Here is a 19,596-nt window from a genome sequence, read left to right as displayed (position 1 = left end):
TTCGCACCAAAACCTTTTGCGACAGGAAAACATGGATGTATTTGTCAGCTCTCGTGGTCAATAACTTTCGGCAGTTTGGAGACGGCCAGCAGGAGTTGATGATTCGCTTCAACAAGGGCGTCACGGCGCTGGTGGGTGAGAACGATGCGGGCAAATCGTCCGTTATCGACGCGTTACGGTTGGTGCTACAGACCCGGGACGGAGAGTTCGTGCGCTTGCAGCCAGAAGACTTCCACATCCCGAAAGATGGCCCGCAAGCTCACCAAATCAAGATTGTCGCCAAGTTCTCCGACCTTTCGACTGCTGACCAAGGTGCGCTTTCAGAGTACATCACGTTCAATGGCCAAGAAGCAGTTGTATACGTTCACTGGACTGCACGTCGATTGAACGACGAACCGCTGGCTCGCCGCTGGGTGGATATCGCGGTTCGCAGCGGCCACTCCGGGGGAGGGCCTAGCTTGGACGTCAATGTGCGTCAGTTGCTAGCCGCCGCGTACCTGCGACCGCTGCGCGATGCTGAACGCGAGATGTCACCGGGCCGTGGGTCTCGCCTGTCTCAGGTGCTGAAAAACTTTCCAGACATCAAGCGCGGTGCTGACTTTGACGCTGCCCAGCTTCTCGCCGACTTGGATCCTGCGACCCTGAGCCTCGCAGGCTTGGCGGAGTACCTGCGGCACCTGGTCAACTTGCACGGGGGCGTGAAGAAGGCCCAGCGCACGATCAACGAAAACTACCTTTCGCACCTGGGGTTGGACGGCGATGACCTGCACAGCCGCATCAACTTTGTAGAGGGCGGGTCAGAATCATCGCGCTTACGCCAGATCCTTGAGCGCCTGGAACTCGGGTTACAGGATCAGCAATCCGGCGACGCGCAAGGTACCTACGGACTCGGCTCCAACAACCTGCTGTTTATGGCCTGCGAGCTGCTGCTTCTGGGCAGAGAGCCTGACGGACTCCCTTTGCTGCTTATCGAGGAGCCGGAGGCGCACCTGCATCCGCAACGGCAACTGCGGCTAATGGAGTTTTTGGAAGCGGCGGCTAAACCGATAGCACCCAAGCTTGAAGAATCCGAACCGGAAGAAGCCACTCAGCAACGCCCCGTGCAAGTCATCTTGACCACTCACAGCCCCAACCTGAGCTCCAAGATTGCATTGAACAATCTGGTGCTCATGCATCGGCACAAGGCGTACTCGCTCGCGGAGCAGCAAACCAACCTTGATGCCACCGATTACTGATTTCTAGCGCGGTTCCTGGACGTCACCAAAGCCAACCTGTTCTTCGCGCGAGGTGTGGTCATCGTTGAGGGGGATGGCGAGGCGATCCTGCTCCCGGCACTAGCGAAGATCATGGGCCGGGATTTCACCCGGCACGGGGTTTCCGTGGTGAATGTGGGCGGCACCGGGCTAGGTCGATACTCCCGCATACTGCAACGGGCAAAACCGGAGGACGGTATGCTCCATATACCCGTCGCTCGGATTGCGGACATGGATGTGATGCCTGACTGCGCGCCCGCGATTCTGGGGCTGGTAGACGATGACAATGATCCCAGGTGGTTCGGGAAGCACCGTCGGTGGAAGGCCATGCGGCACTTCGGGGATAACAAGAAAACCCGTGATGAGGCCCTAGCGGCTCGTCGTGCAATGCTCAAAAGCGACGATGCCCAGAATGTTCAAACCTTCGTTGCGACTCACTGGACGCTCGAATACGACCTGGCATACGCAGGCCTGGCGAAGCAGCTTCTGGTAGCTGCCAGGCTCGCAGCAAATGATGACGCGCTCAATTTGGAGCGGAAACAAGCCAACGAGGTTGTCCAGGCAGCGGAAGCAGAGTTTGAGCAGCTTCGCCAGTCAACGGACTCCCATGCGCACCTCTGTTCACACATTTACAGCCTGTTCACGTCCAAGACGGCGTCCAAAGCCATCACCGCGCAATACCTGGTCGAGGTGTTGGACGATTGCCTGAAACGCCAGGTACTCAGCTGCGAGCAGATTGTGGACTGGTTGCCAGGGTATCTAACCGAGGCGATCATCTACGCGACGACGCATCTGGAGTTGGCTCAAGAGCCGGCGGGCGAAGCATCATGACTGCCTTTCGAGAACTAGTTTCCGAGATCACGGAGGAGGACGTTGCCTGGGTCACCGAACTCATGCAACTCAAGAATCTCGATGCACCTCGAATCGAGTTCCTGCAATCGCGTGAGACGCTGGATGTCTCGGCCTGCCCCGGGAGCGGTAAAACAACGATGGCCGTCGCGAAGCTCGCCATTCTCGCGCGCAAGTGGACGAGCCGCACCCGAGGGATCTGCGTCCTCTCCCACACGAACGTTGCGCGTCACGAAATCGAGCAGCGGCTCGGGAATACTGAGGTGGGACGGGGGCTGCTGAACTACCCACACTACATCGATACGATCCACGGCTTTGTCAGCCGATATCTCGCCACGCCATGGCTGCTCTCTGCCCGGTTCCGGTTCACAGTCATCGATGATGAGCTGACTCATCGCATGCGTTTCAATTGCATGACGTTCGCTGAAAGAAAAACAGTTCGTGCTTTTTTCGAGCACCGTAAGTTCAAGGCTGAGAGTCTGAGGCTGACCAGCACCGACTTCGCCGACCCGCTCAAAGGTAATAGTTTTCCCTGCGGCCCAGATGCTGACAGCTACAAGATCATGGCCGCCGCGATGGGTGAGGCAGCTAAGCGTGGTTACTTTTGCTATGACGAAATCTTCGTTCTGGGCAAGGCACAACTCGCCGAACGGCCGGGCGTTGGGGCATCTTTGCGTCACCGTTTTCCCTGTGTACTCGTTGATGAAATGCAGGATACGTCTGATCTTCAGAACGAATTCCTTAGCACCATTTTCCCCCGGGGAGATGGGGACATCTGCGTGACACGGGTGGGCGATCCCAACCAGGCCATTTTCGACTCTGATGCAAGCTCCCGGGGCAGCGATTTCCCCGATGTTGACCAGCCGCTGGACATCGCCAGCAGCTTCCGATTTGACGAGTCGATAGCGCTGCTCGCGAACCCTTTTGCGCTCCATCCCGTCGCAAAGGGCCTCAGGGGGCTTCGCGTTAGGGGTGAGGGGCAACAGCTGCCCCATACTATTTTCGTTTTCCCGGATGGAGATTGCGGCGCGGTGCTCGATGCCTATGGTCGCCACATACTGCAACACCTTTCTGCCGAGCTGCTTCAGAAAGCGACGATCACTGCACTGGGCTTTACGCACAAGGATATCGACCCGGAAGACCAAGATGAGCATTACCCCAAGACCGTGGCTCACTACTGGGGGAAATACGACCGCAACGCCGGCGGCTCAGGCTACAAACCACCGACACTGGTGGAGCGGCTACGTTTGGCCAGGCGTCACCTCGCGAAAGGGGAAACGGCCCATCAGGCGGTAGAGGAGATGGCTCGTGCTTTGATCCACCTGGTGAACCTGACTGATCCTCGGATGAGGATCAAGGCTGGAGCGCGGCAGCACCTCCAGATCCAACAGTTGTTGATCCAGCCAGACGATCTGGAGCGATACCAAAATCTGGTGGTAGAAGTTTTGTTCAGCCCCGAGCTGATCACTCAGCGTCGTTGGAAGGAGCTGAGACATCGCGTTTTGCTACTTGCGAAGGTGCTCGCGGGTACCGAAGAGTTATCGGAAGCTGGGACGGACTACTTGAGTTGGGTTGAAGACACTCAAGAGGTTATACAGGAGGAAACCGTCGCTCCGTCGCTCAATACGTATCGATGCGTGCACGAGCATAAAACGGTCGACATCAAGCTTGGCTCTGTTCATTCGGCCAAAGGTCAAACACACACCGCGACGCTGGTGTTGGAAACCTATAACTACGACCACGTGCTCCACAGCCTGATGCCCTGGATCCTAGGGCAGCAGTGCCATGGCGGAAAGTCTGTGAAGATTCGGCAGAGGAGACGCCTGCTGGCGATGTATGTCGCCATGACCCGACCAACGCACCTGCTGTGCTTGGCGATCAGCAGGCGATCACTGGGGGAGGGCGAGGCGTTCGAGCAGAGTCGTCAGTTGCTGGTCGACCAAGGCTGGAACGTTCATCTGATTCCACCCAGGAGCACGGGCTAGTCTATTACTGGCTGTCACATTTAGGGTTCTACCCCGGAAAGAGGGTGATCACGACGCCCTCCATGATGCGGTGTATCAAGCCGAGCTGTTAGGCTTATCCGCGCCCAATTGATGAGCGACTAGTGCTCCAGCTCCACATCCGCCCTCAAATTCTCTTCCAGATGCATGACGTTCGAGGTTCCGGGTATCGGAAACATGATCGGCGAGTATTCGAGCAACCACCGCAGGGCTTGCCGGGGAGTGACCAGGGGTTGTTCATCACTATAGGTCTGGCTCTCAAGGCATTTGCCGGCACCTAAAGGGGCGTAGGGTACGAACGCAACCCCATTGCGCTCGCACCAGCTGACGACGTCAGCCGATTGAGGGCTCAGCAAGTTGAAGGGATTCTGGACGGCAGCAATCGGTGCGATAGCCGTTGCCTGAAGAAGCTGAGCGACGCTGACCTTAGACATTCCCAAGGCCTTGATCTTGCCTTCCGCGCGCAACTTTTCCAGCTCTCCGAGCTGATCGGCAAGCGGCACACTGGGGTCGATCCGGTGCAGATAGTAGAGGTCGATTGCATCGACATTGAGCCTTCGCAAGCTGAGCTCTACACATTGGCGAAGGTAGGCTGGTAAACCGCAAGCCGTCCATTGGCCAGGCCCTTGTCGAGTGAATCCCCCCTTGGTCGCGATAATCAATTCATCTGCGTACGGATGCAGCGCTTTGCGAATGAGTGATTCGGCGACGTGTGGGCCGTAGGCATCAGCAGTATCGATGTGCTGAACGCCTGACTCCACCGCTGTGCGCAACACCTGAATCGCATCTTTTTCATTGGCAGGCGGGCCCCAGATGCCAGGCCCTGTCAACCGCATCGTTCCAAATCCGAGGCGACGAACTATCTTTCCTGCTAGGGCGCCCTGCACAGGTAGAGTCATGACACCCTCATGCGCTTGAAAACGTCAGTTTGCAGCTCTGCCAGTAGCGCCTCGCGCACTTGGGGGAAGAGGATACGGTGTTGTATTCCGTGGCGGCCCAAAAGCACGTGCAGGTGGGTGTCAACCAGCTCCCTGAAACGGCTGTCGGTGTCTCGCCCTGGGCCGAGTGCCACCGAGGTGTCCAGCTTGGTGGCGACGACTGCTGTGTAATTTGGGCAATGGCTGAGCATCAGTGCGCCTATGGTATCGATCTCATGAGCTGCGGCGGATGCGCCTCGGAATTCAACCGCCGCATTCCAATAGGCCACCGCATCGATAATGGGCCGATCAACCAGCACGACGTCAGCGTTGGCGCGAGCCGCTTGTTCTGCTTCAAGCGTGCGGTCGATGAACCACATCGTTGAGTCATAGGTATGTTGGGTCAGCAGCGGAATGCCTTGCTCAACCGCGAGCGCTCCGAAGGAGGGAATGGTCGCAACGCGCACGCTCTTCAGCTCAAGGGCCACCTTCAGGTCATTGCAGAATGTGGACTTGCCGGTCGAGTGGGTGCCGGCGACTCCAATGACGACGGGGCTCACCATAGGCTTCCTTGCTCCGGCGCGGGTGCTTTTTCATCGACTTGCGTCTTGATCTGGGCGATCTTGCACACTTCAATCCAGCTTTTGGTGAGGGAGTCCTTGATGAGGCGGCTGAGGAGCAGAGCGGTCACCCGTGCATCCTCTCCGGCTCGATGCAGCTCGCTTGAGACTTCATCATCCAAGCCAGTCATCTCTAAGAGCGCTGAGAGGCTATGGCTTTGGGCATTGGGATACACGTGTCGTGCGAGCTTCAACGTATCAATCACCCCAACTGGGGCCCAGTTGGGCAAATGGCGTTTCATTACCCCGTAGTCAACCGAGGCATTGTGGGCGACCAACCATTTGCCTTGAAGTTGTTGTTCGACATCGCCCCGAATTTCTTCCCAGCTTGGGGAGTTCTCCACCTTCGAGTTGCCGATACCGTGCACCCGTTTCGCCTGCCATGTGATTCGATTGGGCGGTTTGATCAGCCAGCTCAAAGGGGCATCACCTTCGGTCACTGGGAACGACGCAATTGCGAGTTCCACGAGATCGGGAGGGATGTGACCATTACCTTCGACGTCGATGATAACGATGGGCTCGGAGGGCCACAGGAAGTCAGTGTCGATCATCAGAGATTCCTCTGCGCTTCCGCGCGGCCATGGCGGTCGTAGTGATGCGGCTTGTCGGCGTCGTGCACTTGATATCCCAGCGTGTGCTGCATGAAATATCGCCGCTGCTCGTCCAGGCCACGAACGATAATCGCTCGGTCGGTGACGAGTGGCTCGCCATCTACCCCCAGGGTCGCGCACAGGCTTTTGAGCAACGCTTCATCAGGCGTCTTCCAGGCGGCTTTGCACGTCGAGTATTGAGTGGCTGGGCAGGTGTCACACAACTCCGTGATGCCGAAATGGCCGTTGTAATCGGGCTGTTGGTGAGCGTAGGCAACACCGCATGAGGTTTTCCGGAAAATGGGCGTGCCAGGGGCATGCGCCTCATACATCCTAAGCAACCTTTGCTCTTCCTCCAGCGGCAGCAGCTTGCGCCTCGCGGTGGAACTGTACGGTTCGGGAATGCCCTGGCTCTGATAGTAGTCGGCGATCTCCTTGCGATAGAACAGTCCGCTAAAGACCGTCGCGTGGGCATGTGCAGCCAACTGTGCAGCCTGAGCAATGTGCGCCGCCGAGTCGTTTAGTCCTGGAACGATAGGGCGCCAGTAGAGCAACGCCCGATATCGCCGCGAATGCCTGAACAGAGTACGTAGGCTATTGGCAGCTATTGACGATTTGATGGGCTCAACCTTGGGATCGTCGATTCCCGAGTAAGTCACCAGGATTGTCAGCTTGATGTTGCTCAGAGCATTGAAGCTCTCGCAATCTTCAGGCGTTACACGCCAGCGAGTGATGATTAGTACGTTGTTGGTGAGGCCCGCCTGATCCAGCAATCCCAAGAGATTGTGAGTGTGGGGTTTCACCTCGGGCAGCATCGGATCGGTCGCCCGGTTGAACAGCTGAACCGGCGTGATGTGAGGCTGAAAGTAACGATGCGAGATGAACTGCTCAAACGCCTGTTTGTCAGTCATCAGAGCTTGCGGTATCCGCTGATCGAAGTTTCCGAACAGATGCCGTACGCAGTAACTGCAATCCAAGGGGCAGCCGACGATGTGGTTGAGGCTCAGACCGCTTTTGCGGTACTCAACGGGATCCCTGAGACTCGGGTTGACGTCTGACAACTGCATGGCGTTAATAATATCGACGCTTTTTTCCATTGGCGCACTCCTTGGCACTCAATCCAGCCAGGTGTCATCCCGTCAAAGACTGCCTAACTCATTAGCGAACCGCCGGATGCGCGACCACGCGGCTGCTACGAAGTATCGGCCTTTGATCATTATACAGCCCTTGCGATAGGGCTGTTCACACTTGTGCCAGACACACCGTCAAGGCCATCACGACCATTTGAAGAGTCGTCCTAACCGGTCAATGAAGTCAGCGAACGCTGGGGAGCGTGGGCCGTTAGCTGTAGATGATGAAGCTGTGCGCTTGGCGGTGGAGGGCAAACCGCGAAGTTCCAGGCCCAGCCCTCGACAATCCCAGTGGTACATGGTCAGTTGCGAAAGCCATTACTTAGTGGGGCAGCGGCATAGACTCAGGGTAATAGAGGAGGGTGGCTCCCCCCGGCTGACCCTCTGAGGTAAGTCTTCGATGCTTTTGACTGTGCGCCCTGATACGTCAGAGAAAAAGCAGAAAATTTTCCATGCCTTTACGTTCCAGAGCAGACGCCAATCTTAGGCGTTACGGTCGGCGCCTGGGCGCATCAAGCGTATGAAAACCAAATGGGGTGCGTGCAACATGGAAGCGCGGCGCACCTAGCCGAATCTGGAACTAGCCAAAGAGCCGGTGTATTGCCTGGAGTCCATCCTAGTTCATGACCTGACGCATCAGCTGGAGCGCCACCATAACGAGCACTTTACCGGGTTGTTTGACCAGCACTTGCCGCAATGGCGAGCGCTGCATGATGAACTGAACGGGTCAGTGCTGGCAGAGTTCTAGGCTGATCGCGGCGACGTATCAACCCATGCGCAACGTCAATTTCAACTAATCAGGCAGACATGTCCCGCCACCACATAGCAGTGTCCGTTTGGAGAAAAAATGCCCGTTCCCATGATTGGCCAACAAACGCTTAAGCGTAGGTATCTGATCTAGAAGGGCTTTTCGAATTCTCATCCTTGACGGAATTCTCCAGTTAGCTGACGTACGACATGAGGATCGCAACGTCGGCAGACATTTGAATACGCAATTTAACATAATATACATTATGCGTAGTTAGGCGCTGCGTGCGGAACTCGCTCGCTAAGCTTCTAACAGGAACTTGCGCGTACCAGCGCCTCGCGACCTCGAGGGACGCGTGTCCGCCACCGCTGTGCACGGACTGTTCGTTGACAGCAGCGAGCTGCTCGATCCTGCGCTGTTCGAGCGGATCGTGGTTTGCGACAGCGTGCCGCCGTTTCGCCTCGAACCCGCCTCGGTGACCTGGCGCCTGGATATCCTCGGCACTAGGGGCGCAGTGGCCGATGTCAGGCTGAGGACTACAGCCTGACCCTGCCCGACGTGGGACACGGACTATCGCCGCTAACCTTGAACGAAAGCGCTGATCGTCACAGTCTAAAGCCTAGGGAGCACGATCCAAAGGTGCAGGGAACGCCGGGAGCCTGTTATGTTGCGTCGCAGCCAGCCCATCAGCCTGTTTCTTGGCGGCGACCTTATGTGTGCACGGGGCATCGACCAGATCCTTCCCTACCCTGGCGATCCGCAGCTGCATGAGGCCTACGTCAAGGACGCCAGCGACTATGTGCAACTGGCCGAGCGACGCAATGGCGCGATCTTGCGGCCCGTGGAGTTCGCCTATGTCTGGGGGGTAGCCCTGGCGGAGCTCAGGCGGCGCGCTCCGGACCTGCGCCTGGTCAACCTGGAAACCGCGGTGACCAGGCGCGGCTGGCCACAGCCCAAGGGCATTAATTACCGGATGAGCCCGGCCAACCTGCCGCTGCTGGCGGTGGCAGGCATAGATGCCTGCGCCCTGGCCAACAACCATGTGCTGGATTGGGGCGAGGCAGGCCTGGTCGATACCCTGAGCCAGCTGGATAGTCACGGGATACAGCATGCCGGAGCCGGGCTCGACAGGGCCGGTGCGCAGGCACCGGCTAGCCTGCCCCTGCCCGGTGGTCGACTGTTGTATTTCGCCTTCGCCACCGAGGATAGCGGCGTCCCGGCGGACTGGGCGGCCGACGTCCAGCATCCGGGAGTCGCCCGCCTGGAAAACCTCTCTGCGGATACCTTGAGGCAGGTCGCGAGTCGTATCCGCAGGTCCAAAAGCCGCGGCGATAGGGTCGTGGCGTCCATCCATTGGGGCGGAAACTGGGGCTTCGCGATCCCCGACGATCAAGTCAGTTTCGCCCACGGTCTGATCGATGAGGCCGGCGTCGACCTGGTTCACGGCCACTCCTCGCACCATATCAAGGCCATTGAAGTGTATCGCCAGCGTCTGATTCTCTACGGCTGTGGCGACCTGCTGGATGATTACGAGGGTATCGATGGCCATGGGGCGTACCGGAGCGATCTGGGATTGTTGTATTTCGCCGACCTGGATGTCGGTGGACGCCTGCTCGGCTTGGAGCTGCTGCCCACTCACCAGCAGCGCCTGAGCATCCAGCGTGCCGAGGGCACGGACCGGCAATGGCTGCACGACACACTCGGCCGCGAATGCGCCCGCTTCGGTTGTTCGCTGCGCCCCACCAGTGACAATGGCTTCGCCCTGATCTGGGTGGACTCGCGGCACTGAGCCTGGCCGGCGCCCGCCCTGGCCAGGCGCTATGGTTACAGTACCAGCCACGCTCGAGAACATGTCATGCCGCACACACTCCAGCATTTCTGCCTGTATGACACCCGGGAGCTCGACGCTGTGGAGCAGACCATGGCACGCCGCGCCGCCGCCTTGCTACCGCCCGGGCAAGGTGCGCTGGTCGGCATCCTGCGGCGCGGTGAGCCGCTGGCGCGGATGCTGCAACAGCATCTGGCGCAGTTGACGGGGCAGTCCGAGCTGCCGCTCTATGAGTTGAAGGTGAAACGCTATGCCGACGACCTTCGGGTACTGCACGCGCAGACTTTCCTCACAGAGAACCCGGCGTTGGCCGAATTGGACCTGGTCAACACCCTGCTACTGGTGGTCGATGACGTGCTCTACCAAGGACACTCCTTGATGCGGACCTGCGCTTACCTGGCACAGCTGGGGGCACGCCGGGTACTTACTGCGGTGCTGGTCGACCGCTGTGTCTGCCAGCAGCCAGTGCATGGCGATATCGTCGGGGTGCAGTTGCAGGTGGCGCCTGAGGATGTCGTCGAATGTCATGTGCCGCCCTACGAAGCCGACTTCCGCATCGAGGTGCTGCGCCATGGCGTAGCGCGTTGAGGTCAGTTGCCTCCTCGTCTCGCATTCCCGGTTTCAGCCCGGCCGCTCACCTTCGCGCTGCCAGGCCTGCGACAGCAGGTCGATCACTTCCTGATCCGGCGTCTGGCCAAAGTCCACATACCATTGGCCGATGGCCATCAACATCGCTGGCATGAAGGGGCAAACCAGTTCGTCCACTTGCTCACGCAGCAGCTCTGCGCTTTCCGGGGCGGCAACCGGGACGGCGACTATGATGCGCGCGGGGGCCTGCTGACGCACCGCGCGCACCGCGGCCTGCATGGTCGCGCCTGTGGCCACGCCATCGTCGACCAGTATCACCTGTTGCTCGCGCAGCAATGGCGGCTGGCGTTCGCCGCGATAGACACGGGCGCGGCGCTGCAGCTCCGCGGTTTCCGCTGCGGCGACGGCGTCGATGCTGGCCTGGTCGACACGGGCATACGCCAGCACGTCGGGGTTCATCACCCGCACCCCGCCATTGGCGATGGCGCCCATGGCCAGTTCGGCATGGCCCGGCACGCCCAGTTTGCGTACCAGCATCAGGTCCAGGCGCACCTCCAGGGCATCGGCGATCTGGTAGGCCACCGGCACCCCACCGCGGGGCAAGGCCAGGACTATGACATCGGAGCGCCGCCGATAGGCCGATAACAGGTGAGCCAAGGCCTGGCCGGCGGCGACTCGGTCGGGAATGGGGATCGCTATGGAGGCTTCCGGCGTCATCTGTCTGCCCTCCGCAACGGTGCATCTTCCACTATGCACCTGCTGCCCAGGGCCGACCCTGGGCCATGACCAGCGGACGCTGGCGGGAAGGATTGCTGGTTGTCTCTGAGGGGGAATAGCCCTCGCTCGGCTAAACCTGCAGCACCACGCGTCCACGAGTCGGGCAGGTCTCCATCAGCCGATGGGCTTCGACCACCTTGTCGAAGGCGAATACCTGCTTGATCAGCGGGCGCAGGAGGCCGTCGCGAGTGAGCTGGTTGATACCCTGCAGCGCCTTGGCCACCGCTTCCTCGTCCTGGGGGATGCCCAGCTCTTCCTTGCCGGTGAAGTTGCCGATGCAGTGGACGAAGAACTGGATGTTCTTCTGGAACGCCGCGCAGGCCGGAAACGGCGTCTCGTTGCCACCCTGCAGGCCATAGAGGACCAGGCGGCCGCGGGGCGCCAGGGCATCGCCGAGCAGGCACATCTGTGGCCCACCGAGGCAATCCATGACGATATCGACGCCGCGCTCGTCGGTCAGCTTGTTGACCCGGCTAACCAGATCCTGTTCCTCGGTGAGGATCACCTGGTCGGCACCCAGCTCGCGCAGCAGCTGGCGGTCCTCGGTGTCCGCCGTCGCGGCGATCACCTTGGCGCCCAGCGCCTTGCTCAGCTGCACGATATAGGGCCCCCAGCAGCGACTGGCGGCGGTGACCAGTACGGTTTCACCGGGTTTGAGGCGGGCCAGTTCGACCAGGCCGAACCAGCCGACCATCGAGGGTAGGTAGTGCACGCTGGCCTGTTGCGCGGTCAGTTGCTCGGGATAGCGGGTCAGCGAGCGACGCGGCAGCACCACTTCCTCGGCACAACAGGGGTAGCGATTGGCGCTGTGGCCCGGGAAGCTGGCGACCTTGTCACCCACCGCCAGGTCCTCGACGCCCTCGCCTACGGCTATGACCTCACCGGCCAATTCGTGGCCGAGCCCGGCGGGAAGCTGGGCCGGTGTGTCGCCGAGGTTCTGCCGCCAGAGCACGTCGTACCAGCTGACCCCAAGTGCCTCGACACGCAGCAGCACCTCGCCGGCAGCCGGCATTGGGCGCGGGCGCTCTTCGATCTTGAGGACGTCGGCCTCGCCGAACTGATGGAAACGGATGATGCGGGACATCGCAAACCTCGCCGGTTGACCCCTTATGGCCATGGACTTTATCCGGGCTTTGTGCGCAAAGCCAGCGGCTGGGAGTGATATTGACCATGTCTGTCGATGATGGAAAGGCCGACAACTATCATTGTCGGGAACATGTCTGTTGCCTCGTGGCGCCCGTTCGCATTAGCCTGAACCAGGCCGCCTTCGAGCCCCTCACTCCAGAATGGACACCGGATGAACCGCAACGATTTGCGCCGAGTCGATCTCAACTTGTTGATCGTCTTTGAAACGCTGATGCATGAGCGCAGCGTGACCCGTGCGGCCGAGAAGCTGTTTCTCGGCCAGCCGGCGATCAGCGCCGCCCTCTCCCGGCTGCGCGGCCTGTTCGACGATCCGCTGTTCGTGCGTACCGGGCGCAGCATGGAGCCCACTGCACGGGCCGAGGAAATCTTCGCCCTGCTGGTTCCGGCGCTGGACTCGATCTCCACCGCGGTCAGCCGCGCCGCCGAGTTCGACCCGGCGACCAGCAAGGCTGTGTTTCGCATCGGCCTTTCCGATGACGTCGAATTCGGTCTCCTGCCCCCGCTGATCAAGCGCCTTCGCGCCGAGGCGCCGGGGGTGGTGCTGGTGATTCGCCGTACCAACTACCTGCTGATGCCCGCGCTGCTGGCCTCCGGAGAAATTTCGGTGGGTGTCAGCTACACCGAGGAACTGCCGGCCAACGCCAAACGCAAGGTGATGCGGCGTAGCAAACCCAAACTGTTGCGTGCCGACAGCGTGCCCGGGCCCCTGAGCCTGGACGACTTTTGCGCGCGGCCCCACGCTCTGGTGTCCTTTGCCGGCGACCTCGGCGGTTTTATCGACCGGGAACTGGAAAAGATCGGCCGCCAGCGCCGTGTGGTCCTGGCCGTGCCGCAATTCAATGGCCTGGGTCCCCTGCTTAGCGGCACCGACATTGTCGCCACGGTGCCGGATTACACGGCCGCCGCCCTGACCGCCGCCGGCGGCCTGCGCACCGAGGACCTGCCCGTGGACGCCCAGACCTTCGAACTGCATATGGCCTGGCGCGGGGCGCAGGACAATGATCCGGCCGAGCGCTGGCTGCGCTCGCGCATCCAGATGTTCGTCGGCGACCCGGACAGCCTGGACTGACCCGTCCGGGCCGCCCTGTCTCGGGCACTATCGGCGCAATCGATACCAGCAGCGCACTCATCACTGCCAGTGATACCCACCTTCGCGCCGTTCGATTCGTGCGCCACCCGCTTGCGATGCAGACTCCGCCCATCCATAAAAGTAAGTGGCGGACAATCACATGGAACAGCCCAACACCCTCTGGCGCCTGCCCCTGGCACTCGCTGCGCTGGTGGCCCTCGGCGCCTGCGGCGAGGCCCCGCAGAGCCAGCAGCAGATGCCGGCCCCAAACGTCAGCGTGGCGACGGTCATCGAGCAACCGCTCAACGAGTGGGATGAATTCACCGGGCGTCTCGAGGCCCCAGAGTCGGTGGAAATCCGTCCGCGGGTGTCCGGCTTTATCGATCGGGTGGCCTTCGACGAGGGTGGCCTGGTCAAGCGCGGCGACCTGCTGTTCCAGATCGATCCGCGACCGTTCCAGGCCGAGGTCAAGCGTCTCGAGGCTCAGCTCCAGCAGGCCCGCGCCGCCCAGGCACGGGCCGCCAGCGAGGCGCGCCGCGGCGAGCGCCTGCGCAAGAGCAATGCGATCTCCGCCGAACTGGCCGATGCCCGCGCCAGCGCCGCCCAGGAGGCACTGGCCGCGGTGGCCGGCATCCAGGCCGAACTGGACAACGCCCGCCTCAATCTCAGCTTCACCCGCGTCACCGCGCCGATCGATGGCCGCGTCAGCCGCGCCCTGGTCACCGCCGGCAACCTGGTCGGTGCCGGGCAGACGCTGCTGACCTCGGTGGTCAGCACCGAGCGGGTCTACGCCTATTTCGATGCCGACGAACGGGTATTCCTTAAGTACCTGGAGCTGGCGCGCCAGGGGCAGAGCGACGTCCGCGCGGCCAGCCCGGTCTACCTCGGGCTGAGCGACGAGGCAGGTCATCCGCACCTGGGGCGGCTGGACTTCCTCGATAATCAGGTCAACCCGCAGACCGGCACCATCCGCGGCCGCGCCGTGTTCGACAACAGCGAGGGCCGATTCACCCCCGGCCTCTATGCGCGGCTGAGGCTGGTCGGCAGCAGCACCTACGCGGCAGCCCTGATCCAGGACGCGGCGGTGGGCACCGACCTGAGCAACAAGTATGTCCTGGTGCTCGGCGAGGACAACCGGGTGAGCTACCGCGCCGTCGAGCTGGGGCCCAAGGTCGCCGGCCTGCGCATCGTGCGCAGCGGCCTGGTCAAGGGCGAGCGGATCGTGGTCAACGGCCTGCAGCGGGTCCTGCCCGGCTCGCCGGTCGAGCCACAGGCGGTGCCCATGGCTGATGAGCAGACCCTGGCTGACCTCGCCCGTCTGCGCCAGGTGGTCGAAACCCGCGACTCGCCCCGCGTAGCCGAACAGCACAGCAAGCCCGGCATACCCCGCGGCTGACCATGCCCGGGTGTGCTAGGCGCACCCTACCCCAGACCGTAGCGTGCGCGGGGCCTTCCAGGTCGCGCGCAGCGGTGCCAAAGGACTACCGATGAACTTCTCGCAATTCTTCATTCAGCGACCGATCTTCGCCGCCGTGCTGTCGCTGCTGATCCTGATCGGCGGCGCCATCTCGTTGTTCCAGCTGCCGATCAGCGAGTACCCGGAGGTGGTGCCGCCGACCGTGGTGGTGCGCGCCAATTTCCCCGGCGCCAACCCCAAGGTGATCGGCGAGACCGTCGCCTCGCCGCTGGAGCAGGCGATCACCGGCGTCGAGGACATGCTCTACATGTCGTCCCAGGCCACCGCCGACGGCAAGCTGACCCTGACCATCACCTTCGCCCTGGGCACCGAGCTCGACAGCGCCCAGGTGCAGGTGCAGAACCGCGTCACCCGCACCATGCCGACCCTGCCCAGCGAGGTGCAGCGTCTCGGCGTGACCGTCGACAAGGCCTCGCCGGACCTGACCATGGTGGTCCACCTGACCTCGCCGGACGACCGCTACGACATGCTCTATCTGTCCAACTACGCCGCGCTCAACGTCAAGGACGAACTGGCGCGCCTGGACGGCATCGGCGACGTGCAGCTGTTCGGCCTGGGTAACTATTCGCTGCGGGTCTGGCTCGACCCGAACAAGGTGGCTTCGCGCAATCTCACCGCCAGCGACGTGGTCGCCGCGATTCGCCAGCAGAACCGCCAGGTGGCCGCCGGCGCCCTGGGTGCGCCGCCGTCTGCCGGCGACAACAGCTTCCAGCTGTCGATCAACACCCAGGGCCGCCTGGTCAGCGAGGAGGAGTTCGAGAACATCATCGTGCGTGCCGGCGACAATGGCGAGATCACCCGCCTGAAGGACATCGCCCGCATCGAGCTGGGTTCCAGCCAGTACGCCCTGCGTTCACTGCTCAACAACAAGCCTGCGGTGGCCATCCCGGTGTTCCAGCGCCCCGGCTCCAATGCCATCGCGATTTCCGACGCCGTGCGCGCGCGCATGGCCGAACTGAAGCAGAGCTTTCCCCAGGGCGTGGACTACGAGATCGTCTACGACCCGACCATCTTCGTCCGTGGCTCGATCGAGGCGGTGGTGCACACCCTGCTCGAGGCTATCGTCCTGGTGGTGCTGGTGGTGATCCTGTTCCTGCAGACCTGGCGCGCCTCGATCATTCCCCTGGTCGCGGTACCGGTGTCGCTGATCGGAACCTTCGCGGTGATGCACCTGCTGGGCTTCTCGCTCAACGCCCTGTCGCTGTTCGGCCTGGTGCTGGCCATCGGCATCGTGGTGGACGACGCCATCGTGGTGGTGGAAAACGTCGAGCGCAATATCGGCCTGGGCAAGTCTCCGGTCGAGGCTACCCGCCAGGCCATGAAGGAAGTCACCGGGCCAATCGTTGCCACCGCCCTGGTGCTCTGCGCGGTGTTCGTGCCGACCGCCTTCATTTCCGGTCTCACCGGCCAGTTCTACCAGCAGTTCGCCCTGACCATCGCGATCTCCACGGTGATCAGCGCGTTCAACTCCCTGACCCTGTCGCCGGCCCTGGCCGCCGCCCTGTTGCGCCGCCACGACGCGCCCAAGGACGCCTTCTCCCGCCTGCTCGACAAGCTGTTCGGCGGCTGGCTGTTCGCGCCCTTCAATCGCCTGTTCGAGCGCGCCAGTCGCGGTTATGGCCGCACCGTGCAACGCGTGCTGCGCGGCAGTTCGATCGCCCTGCTGGTGTATGGCGGGCTCATGGGCCTGACCTACCTGGGCTTCGCCAACACCCCGAGCGGCTTCGTGCCACCGCAGGACAAGCAGTACCTGGTTGCCTTCGCCCAGCTGCCGGACGCCGCGACGCTGGACCGCACCGAGGCGGTGATCAAGCGCATGTCGGAGATCGCCGGCCAGCACCCCGGGGTGGAGAACACCGTGGCCTTCCCGGGCCTGTCGATCAACGGCTTCACCAACAGCCCCAACAGCGGCATCGTCTTCACCCCGCTCAAGCCCTTCGACCAGCGCACGGACCCGTCCATGAGCGCCGGCGCCATCGCCGGCCAGCTCAACGGCCAGTTCGCCGAGATCCAGGACGCCTTCATCGCCATCTTCCCGCCGCCGCCGGTGCAGGGCCTGGGCACCATTGGCGGCTTCCGCGTGCAGGTGCAGGATCGCGGTAACCTCGGCTACGAGGAACTGTACAAGCAGGTGCAGAACGTCATCGCCAAGAGCCGCGAGGTACCAGAACTGGCCGGGCTGTTCACCAGCTATACGGTCAACGTGCCCCAGGTCGATGCCGACATCGACCGGGAGAAGGCCATGAGCCACGGGGTGGCCGTGGAGGACATCTTCGACACCATGCAGGTCTACCTCGGCTCGCTGTACGCCAACGACTTCAACCGCTTCGGCCGCACCTACCAGGTCAACGTCCAGGCCGAGCAGAAGTTCCGCCTGGAGCCGGAGCAGATCGGCCAGCTCAAGGTGCGCAACCAGCGTGGCGAGATGGTGCCGCTGTCGACCTTCGTCAAGGTCTCGGGCAGCGCCGGTCCCGACCGGGTGATGCACTACAACGGCTTCCTCACCGCCGAGATCAACGGTGGCGCGGCGCCCGGCTACAGCTCCGGACAGGCCGAAGCGGCCATGGCCAAACTGCTCAAGGAGGAGCTGCCCAACGGCATGAGCTTCGAGTGGACCGAGCTGACCTATCAGCAGATCCTCGCCGGCAACACCGCGCTGTTCGTCTTCCCGCTCTGCGTACTGCTGGCCTTCCTGGTGCTGGCCGCCCAGTACGAGAGCTGGAGCCTGCCGCTGGCGGTGATCCTGATCGTGCCGATGACCCTGCTGTCGGCCATCACCGGGGTGATTATCAGCGGCGGCGACAACAACATCTTCACCCAGATCGGCCTGATCGTGCTGGTGGGCCTGGCCTGCAAGAACGCCATCCTGATCGTCGAGTTCGCCAAGGAGAAACAGGAAGAAGGCCTGGACCGCGTCGCGGCGGTGCTGGAAGCCTGCCGCCTGCGCCTGCGACCGATCCTGATGACCAGCTTCGCCTTCATCATGGGCGTGGTGCCCCTGGTGCTGTCCTCCGGCGCCGGCGCCGAGATGCGCCACGCCATGGGGGTGGCGGTGTTCAGCGGGATGCTCGGGGTGACCTTCTTCGGCCTGCTGCTGACCCCGGTGTTCTATGTGCTGATTCGCGCCTTCGTCGAGGGCCGCGAGGCCAGGCAGGCTCGGCGCTTGCGGGAGGTGCAGGCATGAAGGCCCTGACCCCTGCCCTGCTCGCCCTGGCCCTGAGCGCCTGTGCCGTCGGTCCGGACTATCGGGCGCCGGACACGCCGGCGGCGCGCGTGCTCGGCGCCGAGCACCAGGACTATGATCGCTCGCGTTTCGAGGCGCTCTGGTGGCAGCAGTTCGATGACCCGACCCTCAATCAGCTGGTCCGCCAGTCGCTGCGGGAGAACCGCGAGTTACGCGTGGCCTTCGCTAGGCTGCGCGCGGCCCGGGCGATCCGCGACGATGTCGCCAACGACCGCCTGCCGACCGTCACCGGGCGAGCCAGCAGCGCACTCGGCAAGGCCCAGCAGCCGGGGGTAAGCGAACAACGGGTGAGCAGCGAGCGCTACGACCTGGGCCTGGACATGGCCTGGGAGCTGGACCTGTTCGGCCGCCTCCAGCGTCAGCTCGAGGCCAGCGAGGCGCTGATCGAGGTCGTCGAGGCAGACTACTTCCAGTTGCAGGTCAGCCTGATCGCCGAGCTGGTCGATGCCTATGGGAGGCTGCGCGGCGCCCAGCTGCGTGAAGCCATCGCCCGGGAAAACCTGGACAATCAGCGGGAATCACGGGGCATCGTCGAGCAACTGCGCGATGCCGGCGTCGGCAGCGAGCTGGATGTGTTACGCAGTGAAGCCCGTCTGGCCGCCGTCGAGGCCAGCCTGCCGCAATTGCAGGGCGAACAGCTGCGCGCGCGCAACCGTATCGCCACCCTGCTCGGCCAGCGCCCGGAGCAACTGAGTGTGGATCTGTCTGCGCGGCCGCTGCCGGCAATCGCCAAGGCGCTGCCGGTCGGCGACCCGGCCGAATTGCTGCGCCGGCGGCCCGACGTCCGCGCGGCGGAGCGGCAATTGGCGGCCGCCAGCGCGACCATTGGCGTGACCACCGCCGAGTTGTTCCCGCGGGTCAGTCTGAGCGGTTTCCTCGGCTTCACCGCCGGTCGGGGTTCGCAGCTGGGCGCCTCGGCGGCCCGGGCCTGGGGCCTGGCGCCGAGCATCAGCTGGGCGGCCTTCGACCTGGGCAGCGTGCGCGCCCGCCTGCGCGGCGCCGAGGCTGACGCCGAGGGCGCGCTGGCGAGCTATGAACAGCAGGTGCTGCTGGCCCTGGAGGAAACCGAGAACGCCTTCAGCGACTACGCCAAGACCCAGCAGCAGCTAATCGCCCTGCTGCGCCAGTCCGAGGCCAGTCGCGCCGCCGCCGAACAGGCGGCCATCCGCTACCGCGAAGGCACGGTGGACTTCCTCGTGCTGCTGGATGCCGAGCGTGAGCGCCTGGCCGCCGAAGATGCCCAGGCCCAGGCGGAGGTCGAGCTGTACCGCGGCATCGTGGCCATCTACAAGGCCCTCGGCGGCGGCTGGCAACCCCAGGCCTGATCCTTGCTCACTCCCAGGTTGGTGTTGCTCGC

The 19,596-nt window shown here is 62.5% G+C and carries 17 protein-coding genes; 11 read left to right on the top strand and 6 right to left on the bottom strand.

All coding sequences use genetic code 11. The annotated features are described in order from the left end of the window. The first annotated feature begins 35 nt into the window (after positions 1 to 35). Genes ACSX1D_RS11300 through ACSX1D_RS11290 form a run of 3 tightly spaced genes read left to right on the top strand, consistent with a single transcriptional unit; the run spans position 36 to position 4,087 of the window. Complete coding sequence (locus ACSX1D_RS11300; RefSeq protein WP_439858620.1) at positions 36 to 1,235, top strand: ATP-dependent nuclease; 1,200 nt, start codon at positions 36 to 38, stop codon at positions 1,233 to 1,235. Between the two features lie 54 nt (positions 1,236 to 1,289). Beyond that, the gene (locus ACSX1D_RS11295) at positions 1,290 to 2,084 is read left to right on the top strand and encodes a TOPRIM nucleotidyl transferase/hydrolase domain-containing protein (RefSeq protein WP_439858619.1); all 795 of its coding nucleotides are present in this window, start codon (positions 1,290 to 1,292) and stop codon (positions 2,082 to 2,084) included. Further along, the gene (locus ACSX1D_RS11290; RefSeq protein WP_439858618.1) at positions 2,081 to 4,087 is read left to right on the top strand and encodes a UvrD-helicase domain-containing protein; all 2,007 of its coding nucleotides are present in this window, start codon (positions 2,081 to 2,083) and stop codon (positions 4,085 to 4,087) included. Before ACSX1D_RS11295 ends, ACSX1D_RS11290 begins: the two co-directional genes overlap by 4 nt. 119 nt (positions 4,088 to 4,206) lie before the next feature. Here ACSX1D_RS11290 and ACSX1D_RS11285 read toward each other — a convergent pair whose 3' ends face one another. Genes ACSX1D_RS11285 through ACSX1D_RS11270 form a run of 4 tightly spaced genes read right to left on the bottom strand, consistent with a single transcriptional unit; the run spans position 4,207 to position 7,329 of the window. Beyond that, a complete protein-coding gene (locus tag ACSX1D_RS11285) occupies positions 4,207 to 5,004 on the bottom strand; it encodes an aldo/keto reductase (RefSeq protein ID WP_439858617.1) in 798 nt (265 codons plus the stop codon). Continuing rightward, positions 5,001 to 5,582 carry an AAA family ATPase gene (locus tag ACSX1D_RS11280; protein WP_439858616.1) on the bottom strand — a complete coding sequence of 194 codons (582 nt, stop codon included), beginning with the start codon at positions 5,580 to 5,582 and terminating at the stop codon, positions 5,001 to 5,003. The genes ACSX1D_RS11285 and ACSX1D_RS11280 overlap by 4 nt, the downstream gene beginning before the upstream one ends. After that, complete coding sequence (locus tag ACSX1D_RS11275) at positions 5,579 to 6,193, bottom strand: 3'-5' exonuclease (protein WP_439858615.1); 615 nt, start codon at positions 6,191 to 6,193, stop codon at positions 5,579 to 5,581. The genes ACSX1D_RS11280 and ACSX1D_RS11275 overlap by 4 nt, the downstream gene beginning before the upstream one ends. Continuing rightward, positions 6,193 to 7,329 carry a radical SAM protein gene (locus ACSX1D_RS11270; RefSeq protein ID WP_439858614.1) on the bottom strand — a complete coding sequence of 379 codons (1,137 nt, stop codon included), beginning with the start codon at positions 7,327 to 7,329 and terminating at the stop codon, positions 6,193 to 6,195. The genes ACSX1D_RS11275 and ACSX1D_RS11270 overlap by 1 nt, the downstream gene beginning before the upstream one ends. 607 nt (positions 7,330 to 7,936) lie before the next feature. Between ACSX1D_RS11270 and ACSX1D_RS11265 the strand changes: the two genes are divergently transcribed. The 4 genes from ACSX1D_RS11265 (at position 7,937) to ACSX1D_RS11250 (ending at position 10,526) form a co-directional block, all read left to right on the top strand. Then, positions 7,937 to 8,110: a YgjP-like metallopeptidase domain-containing protein gene (locus ACSX1D_RS11265; protein WP_439862310.1), complete on the top strand. Its 174-nt coding sequence runs from the start codon at positions 7,937 to 7,939 to the stop codon at positions 8,108 to 8,110. A 355-nt stretch (positions 8,111 to 8,465) separates the two neighbouring features. Then, positions 8,466 to 8,657 carry a hypothetical protein gene (locus ACSX1D_RS11260; RefSeq protein WP_439858613.1) on the top strand — a complete coding sequence of 64 codons (192 nt, stop codon included), beginning with the start codon at positions 8,466 to 8,468 and terminating at the stop codon, positions 8,655 to 8,657. Between the two features lie 117 nt (positions 8,658 to 8,774). Continuing rightward, the gene (locus ACSX1D_RS11255; RefSeq protein ID WP_439858612.1) at positions 8,775 to 9,899 is read left to right on the top strand and encodes a CapA family protein; all 1,125 of its coding nucleotides are present in this window, start codon (positions 8,775 to 8,777) and stop codon (positions 9,897 to 9,899) included. 66 nt (positions 9,900 to 9,965) lie between these two features. Then, positions 9,966 to 10,526, top strand: a complete 561-nt coding sequence (locus ACSX1D_RS11250; RefSeq protein ID WP_439858611.1) for a phosphoribosyltransferase family protein — start codon at positions 9,966 to 9,968, stop codon at positions 10,524 to 10,526. 33 nt (positions 10,527 to 10,559) lie between these two features. Here ACSX1D_RS11250 and ACSX1D_RS11245 read toward each other — a convergent pair whose 3' ends face one another. Beyond that, the gene (locus tag ACSX1D_RS11245; RefSeq protein WP_439858610.1) at positions 10,560 to 11,243 is read right to left on the bottom strand and encodes a phosphoribosyltransferase; all 684 of its coding nucleotides are present in this window, start codon (positions 11,241 to 11,243) and stop codon (positions 10,560 to 10,562) included. A 130-nt stretch (positions 11,244 to 11,373) separates the two neighbouring features. After that, the gene (locus ACSX1D_RS11240; protein WP_439858609.1) at positions 11,374 to 12,387 is read right to left on the bottom strand and encodes a zinc-dependent alcohol dehydrogenase family protein; all 1,014 of its coding nucleotides are present in this window, start codon (positions 12,385 to 12,387) and stop codon (positions 11,374 to 11,376) included. Positions 12,388 to 12,600: 213 nt separating this feature from the next. Between ACSX1D_RS11240 and ACSX1D_RS11235 the strand changes: the two genes are divergently transcribed. The 4 genes from ACSX1D_RS11235 (at position 12,601) to ACSX1D_RS11220 (ending at position 19,564) form a co-directional block, all read left to right on the top strand. Then, positions 12,601 to 13,518 carry a LysR family transcriptional regulator gene (locus tag ACSX1D_RS11235; protein ID WP_256625431.1) on the top strand — a complete coding sequence of 306 codons (918 nt, stop codon included), beginning with the start codon at positions 12,601 to 12,603 and terminating at the stop codon, positions 13,516 to 13,518. 160 nt (positions 13,519 to 13,678) lie between these two features. Then, complete coding sequence (gene mexE / locus ACSX1D_RS11230) at positions 13,679 to 14,914, top strand: multidrug efflux RND transporter periplasmic adaptor subunit MexE (RefSeq protein ID WP_439858608.1); 1,236 nt, start codon at positions 13,679 to 13,681, stop codon at positions 14,912 to 14,914. Between the two features lie 91 nt (positions 14,915 to 15,005). Beyond that, the gene (locus ACSX1D_RS11225; protein WP_439858607.1) at positions 15,006 to 18,179 is read left to right on the top strand and encodes an efflux RND transporter permease subunit; all 3,174 of its coding nucleotides are present in this window, start codon (positions 15,006 to 15,008) and stop codon (positions 18,177 to 18,179) included. After that, complete coding sequence (locus ACSX1D_RS11220) at positions 18,176 to 19,564, top strand: efflux transporter outer membrane subunit (RefSeq protein ID WP_439858606.1); 1,389 nt, start codon at positions 18,176 to 18,178, stop codon at positions 19,562 to 19,564. The genes ACSX1D_RS11225 and ACSX1D_RS11220 overlap by 4 nt, the downstream gene beginning before the upstream one ends. Positions 19,565 to 19,596: the final 32 nt, after the last annotated feature.

The sequence above is a fragment of the Pseudomonas sp. MBLB4136 genome (genome assembly GCF_051904765.1).
Classification (GTDB): Bacteria; Pseudomonadota; Gammaproteobacteria; order Pseudomonadales; family Pseudomonadaceae; genus Aquipseudomonas.
This window is presented reverse-complemented; position numbering and strand designations above follow the sequence as displayed.

Coding starts and splice junctions, on each gene's coding strand:
- ACSX1D_RS11300 (WP_439858620.1), top strand. CDS start 36: ATGTATTTGTCAGCTCTCGTGGTCAATAACTTTCGGCAGTTTGGAGAC.
- ACSX1D_RS11290 (WP_439858618.1), top strand. CDS start 2,081: ATGACTGCCTTTCGAGAACTAGTTTCCGAGATCACGGAGGAGGACGTT.
- ACSX1D_RS11285 (WP_439858617.1), bottom strand. CDS start 5,004: ATGACTCTACCTGTGCAGGGCGCCCTAGCAGGAAAGATAGTTCGTCGC.
- ACSX1D_RS11275 (WP_439858615.1), bottom strand. CDS start 6,193: ATGATCGACACTGACTTCCTGTGGCCCTCCGAGCCCATCGTTATCATC.
- ACSX1D_RS11270 (WP_439858614.1), bottom strand. CDS start 7,329: ATGGAAAAAAGCGTCGATATTATTAACGCCATGCAGTTGTCAGACGTC.
- ACSX1D_RS11255 (WP_439858612.1), top strand. CDS start 8,775: ATGTTGCGTCGCAGCCAGCCCATCAGCCTGTTTCTTGGCGGCGACCTT.
- ACSX1D_RS11250 (WP_439858611.1), top strand. CDS start 9,966: ATGCCGCACACACTCCAGCATTTCTGCCTGTATGACACCCGGGAGCTC.
- ACSX1D_RS11245 (WP_439858610.1), bottom strand. CDS start 11,243: ATGACGCCGGAAGCCTCCATAGCGATCCCCATTCCCGACCGAGTCGCC.
- ACSX1D_RS11240 (WP_439858609.1), bottom strand. CDS start 12,387: ATGTCCCGCATCATCCGTTTCCATCAGTTCGGCGAGGCCGACGTCCTC.
- ACSX1D_RS11235 (WP_256625431.1), top strand. CDS start 12,601: ATGAACCGCAACGATTTGCGCCGAGTCGATCTCAACTTGTTGATCGTC.
- mexE (WP_439858608.1), top strand. CDS start 13,679: ATGGAACAGCCCAACACCCTCTGGCGCCTGCCCCTGGCACTCGCTGCG.
- ACSX1D_RS11225 (WP_439858607.1), top strand. CDS start 15,006: ATGAACTTCTCGCAATTCTTCATTCAGCGACCGATCTTCGCCGCCGTG.
- ACSX1D_RS11220 (WP_439858606.1), top strand. CDS start 18,176: ATGAAGGCCCTGACCCCTGCCCTGCTCGCCCTGGCCCTGAGCGCCTGT.